Source organism: Mycobacterium sp. (assembly GCF_044370595.1).
Lineage (GTDB): Bacteria > Actinomycetota > Actinomycetes > Mycobacteriales > Mycobacteriaceae > Mycobacterium.
This window is the reverse complement of record NZ_JBILVF010000202.1, coordinates 1-4925: the sequence shown is the minus strand read 5'-3', so window position 1 is coordinate 4925 and position 4925 is coordinate 1. Positions and strand designations below refer to the sequence as shown.

The window sequence follows — 4925 nt, the reverse complement described above, 5'->3', positions numbered from 1 at the left end:
GGTACTGCCTCTCAAAGCGCTCCGCAGCCGTCGTCGGCGACCGGTCGTTCACACTTCGATGTCCCCGCAGCCGAAAAGGACCTCCCCGAACCGGTCAGACGCCACGGCACCCCGGGTCGCGGGGGCGACTTCGCCGAATCGACGGCGCCGTCGCCGGCCGCGGCCGGCAGCGTCCCCGGCCCGAGGGCCGCCGGGAACGCTGCGGCCGACCCCGGAACGTCCCCGGCGTCCGTCCCCGATCCGACGCCGGCGGCCATGGCAGCCGCCGCAGTCCCCGCACCGGCGGCCGCAGTGACGGTCCCCGCCGCGCCCCTGGCCGTGACCGCGTTGCTCGAGTCCGCCAGGACTGCGGTGGCCTCTTCTCAGGCCGCGACCGCTCAAGCCGTGCGCCCCGGTGTCGGCGTGCCGACCATGGTTGCGGCTGTGACCAACCGGATCTCCACCCTGATCAACTCAGTGGTCGGCCGCCTGGTCAACACCTTCTTCGGTAACTCACCGTTCACTCCGCAGGTGGATGGGCCGGCGAGCTGGCTGCTGCTGGCTGCGGCACGACGTCAGCCTCTGGCTGCCGCCACCGGCGCCGCACAGGTCAGCATCCAGGTCGCGCCGACACTCCTGGTGCTCGACGGCTACAACGTGGTGCCGAAGACCATCGAGACCGTCACCGCCTTCACCGGCCGCTTCACCTACTGGCCGGGGATGCCGAACATGTTCCAGGGCAGCCAGGAATTCAACCTCGTCGATCCGGCCACCAAGCAGACGGTCGGTAGCTTCGAAGCCCTGGTGACCGCGGGTGACCCGGCCTCCATCGGCAGTCGGTACGTCCAACTACTGGTGACCGGCAACGACGGAACCAATGTGGGAACCGGCGCCGGGCAGATTCCACCGGTCGGGTCGATGATTTCCTCGCTGTCGTTGGGTCTGTTCGGGTTGTCGTACTCAGCGATGCCCTCGCCGTCCGGCGACAAGGTGTCGGTCAAGCTGGAGACACCATTCGGCAACATCGCCCTGCCGATTTCCTATGACGCGTCGGAGGGCCTAGCCGACGGCACGTTCGACAACAGGCCGGTGGAACTCGGCGGCGGCTTCAGCATCGCCCCCGCTCAGCCAAGCGGCCAAGACATCACCGCGTCAATCGGATTTCTTCCGCTGTTCAACAGCGTGCAAGGACGTCAGACATTCGGCATCTTCGACTCGGCCGGCAAATCGGTCGGCAGTTTCGAGGGGGAATTCACGACCACCTCGGACATCATCAGCATCTACACCCAGGCCATCCTCGTCACCGCCAACGACGGCGTCAACGTCGGCACCCAGCCCGGCCAGACCCCGCCGGTCGGCACCGTCTACAACGTCGCCTACTTTGGCAGCGACGACGTGTACCTGCTCTACGCGTCCATGCCTCAGAAGCCTCGCGACGTCATCTCGATCACGCTGAAGACACCCTTGGGTGTCTGGGATCTTCCACCGGAGCTGTTCAATTCGTTCAACGCGTCCACCGAGCCCACCATCAAGTCGCTAACGGCCCCGGGTGGCCAGAAGTTCGTCGCCACCTCCGCCCAGCTACCGGCCGGGGTGAACGGACTGCCACCCAGGGACGTTCAAACCCAGGGATACCAACAGTTCGATGTCTACGATTTCCTGGGACGCAAGATCGGCAGCGTCGACGCCAACGTGGCCTCCCAGTGGGACGGCTATGGTGTTCACAGCAAAGCACTCCTGATCACTGACGTCACCGCGGGCAAAACGGGAAGCACCCCCTTCGACATACCGCCGGTCGGCTCCGTGCTCAACTTCATCTTCTTCACCGGCGGGTTCGGGCTGGCCGACGCCGACATCCCGCTGGGCGGAGTCGAACTCAAGGCGCTCAACATCGTGACGCCACTCGGGGTGATTCCGCTGCTTCCACTTCCTGTCCCGGCCGGAAGCCGGCCTCCGGTTGAGTACTTCAACCCGTTCCTGGTCTGAGGCTCAGCCCAGCGGTACCGCCCTGCGGTAAACGACTACCCGGCCTCCGTTCTTCGGGGTGAACGCCACACCGCGATGGTGCCACTTCTCGCCCGGGGCGTTGGTGGTTCGGATGGTGAAGTGCCGCAGAACGGTTCGCAGCACGACGTCGAGTTCCATGTTGGCGAATGCCGCGCCGACGCAGCGCCGGGTGCCGCCACCGAACGGCACCCAGGAGTAGGTGTTGGGCTTCTCGTGCAGAAAACGCTCGGGGTCGAACCGTTCCGGATCGGGGTAGACCTGCGGGTCTCGGTGCAGCGCCAGCAGGCTAACCAGTATCGAATATCCCTGTGGGACAAGCCATTGCCCCAGCTCATACATTGGTGCCGCGACATCTCGGCCGGAAAAGTCGATCACGGTCCGATTACGCTGCACTTCAAAGATGGTGGCCTGCCGGTAGCTGTTGCCGTCTCCAGGAACCTCGGCGACCAGCCGCGCCAGAACCTCCGGGTGGCGGGAGATCCGCTCGAACGCCCAAGCCAGGGTGGACGCCGTGGTCTCATGCCCGGCCGCCAGGAGTGCCAGCAGCTCATCACCGATATCGCTGCGACTCATGGTCGTACCGTCGTCGTAAGTCGAGCGCAGGAACAGTGACAACACGTCGGTGCGATCTTCGAAGTGTGGATCCTGGCGCGCCCGGCTGATCAGATTGTCGATCAGGGATTCGTAAGTCTGCCGGTAGGAGGCCAACCGCGCCCACGGGCTCCAGCGCCCGGCGCGATGGACCGGGGTGGGAAGCAGCGCCAGTTTGGATCCCAGCGTCACCCACTTGGGCAGCAGTTCCCGCAACTGCTGCAGTTCTGCGCCGTCGGCTCCGAACACCGCACGCAGGATCACGTTGAGGGTGATCCGCATCATCGGTTCGAGGGTCGCGAATTCAGCGGCCTCCGGCCAGGACGCCATCTCACGCATCGTCTCCTCCTCGACGATGCGCTCGTAGGCGCCGAGGCTCTTGCCATGCAGTGGCGGGGTGAGCAATTTGCGCCGGCGGCGATGATCGGCACCCTCCAGTCCGAAGACCGACCCTTTTCCGAGGAGGCGGCTGAGGTTGGGCTGGATGTTGTGCAGGACTTCGGGACTGGTGGTGAACACCTGTTTGACCAGTGCCGGATCCGAGATCAGAACGGCGTCACCGAAGACAGGTATGCGCAGCGTTGAGGCCGGGCCGTGGTTGCGGGTGGCCCAGGTGACGAACCGGCGCCGCGCCGCGATGAAGGCCAGGCTGATGAGCGGGTATGGCAGGGGGAGCGAGGGGGGAAGGCGGGCGCCGGTTGCCGTCGCCTGCAGTGCGGGCGCTTCGCTCATCAGACCTCCTGTGGTACCGGCGTGTACCGGCCGTGTCGCTTCGACGGTACCCTTGGGTACCAGCCTCCGACAAGTAAGGACCCAGGTGAGCGCACCAGCCGCCGAGCAGACCGCCGCCGCCGGGCAGGACTTCCGGCGGCGGCTGCTGGACGGCTTGGCCTCCTCGATCGAGGAGCGTGGCTACCGGGACACCACCGTCGCCGACATCGTTCGGCACGCCCGGACCTCCAAACGGACCTTTTATGACCATTTCGCCACCAAAGAGCAGTGCTTCTTCGACCTGCTGACGGCGAACAACGAGGAACTGGTCGGCACACTGCGCAACGCAGTCGACCCGGGTGCGCCCTGGCAGGAGCAAGTCCGCCAGGCCGTGGCCGCCTACGTAGGGACCATCGAGGCGACCCCGGCGATCACGCTGAGCTGGATTCGCGAACTACCCGCGCTGGGTGCGGCTGCCCGCCCGTTGATGCGGCGCAGTTCAGGACGCATTGCCGAGGCGATCATCGAACTCTCCGCCGGCCCCGGGTTCGCGCGGGCGGGCCTGAGGCCGCTGTCATCGACCGCCGCGGTGATTCTGGTGGGTGGTCTGCGCGAACTGACTGCGCAGACGGTTGAGGACGGCGCGCCACCGGCGGGGATGATCGAGTCGGCGGTGTCGGTGGCTACCGCGTTGCTGGCCGGCCGGTGCTGATCACCCGCACGGGTCAGTAGCCGGTCGGCAGGACGAACGAGAACGGCCGCGGAAATCCGAGACCGGTCAAGGTTGCCGCCCGGATGTCGCCGATGTCGACCGTGACCGTCCGTCCCGACGATGGTTCGTAGCACCGCAGCGCCGAATCGTCGTCGGATCCGAGTTCGCTCAGCAGTACCCAGTGACGCGGGATCGTCGAGCCGATCAGCATCGCCACCGGCCAGCCGGCCGCGACCGCGGCGCGGACATCGGCCAGCGGATCGCGCCGCCGCGCCGGGCGCCACCGGTACCGAACCGCGCTGTGGGCGTTGAACGCCCGCGCCATTCCGGCCGGCGTGGTACCCAACGCCCGGGGCCACACCACGTTGATGGCTCGGTGCACCCGACCCTGCTCGGCGTGGAACCACCGCTGGGCGGCGTCGGCCTCACCCGAGAACAGCCGTGTTCCGTATTCGACGTCGAGCATCGCAGCAGCCATTACCGCCACACTGGGTCCGCAGGTGACGCCGTCCCGTTGACGCAGCCACGTCATGACGGCCACTCTAGCCACCCGGAGTAGGTTGGGCGCGGAACGGGAAACCAAGTCCGTTGTCCTCGAGTGAGATCCGCGGGGGTATCGAGGCTCTTGAACGAGGCGACGGCAATCCTCCTGGTGCAGCCGCGGCTTCGTGCGGCTAGGCAGCCACCTGGTTGGCGCCGGCCCGAGTGGCCGACCCGCGCGGCGGCAACGCCAACCGGACGATCTTGCGCACGACGGTGCCGAATTGTGTGGGCAGCGGCCCGGAATTGTAGGGCAACTCGTAACGCCGGCAGATCTCACGGACCTGCGGGGCGATCTCGGCGTACCGACGCGCGGGGATGTCCGGGAACAGATGGTGCTCGATCTGGTGGGACAGGTTGCCGGACAGGATGTGAAACAGCCTGC

Annotated in this window: 4 protein-coding genes and 1 pseudogene; 2 read left to right on the top strand and 3 right to left on the bottom strand. The window is 66.6% G+C overall.

What is annotated here, in order from left to right; translation table 11 throughout:
* Positions 1-1965 (top strand): annotated as a pseudogene (locus tag ADBZ5N_RS17355) (hypothetical protein); the annotation flags it as partial.
* A gap of 3 nt (positions 1966-1968) precedes the next feature.
* On the opposite strand, the gene ADBZ5N_RS17350 reads toward ADBZ5N_RS17355, so the two are convergent.
* Positions 1969-3309: a cytochrome P450 gene (locus tag ADBZ5N_RS17350; protein WP_526259576.1), complete on the bottom strand. Its 1341-nt coding sequence runs from the start codon at positions 3307-3309 to the stop codon at positions 1969-1971.
* Positions 3310-3394: 85 nt separating this feature from the next.
* On the opposite strand from ADBZ5N_RS17350, the gene ADBZ5N_RS17345 reads away from it, so the two are divergent.
* On the top strand, positions 3395-4000 hold the full coding sequence (locus ADBZ5N_RS17345; RefSeq protein WP_526259574.1) for a TetR/AcrR family transcriptional regulator: 606 nt from the start codon (positions 3395-3397) through the stop codon (positions 3998-4000).
* Positions 4001-4013: 13 nt separating this feature from the next.
* Here the strand turns inward: ADBZ5N_RS17345 and ADBZ5N_RS17340 are convergent, their stop codons facing one another.
* Together ADBZ5N_RS17340 and ADBZ5N_RS17335 are read right to left on the bottom strand one after the other, a co-directional pair.
* The gene (locus tag ADBZ5N_RS17340) at positions 4014-4532 is read right to left on the bottom strand and encodes a hypothetical protein (RefSeq protein ID WP_526259572.1); all 519 of its coding nucleotides are present in this window, start codon (positions 4530-4532) and stop codon (positions 4014-4016) included.
* Between the two features lie 142 nt (positions 4533-4674).
* A partial coding sequence (locus ADBZ5N_RS17335) for a fatty acid desaturase family protein (RefSeq protein WP_526259570.1) occupies positions 4675-4925 on the bottom strand: 251 nt, incomplete at its 5' end.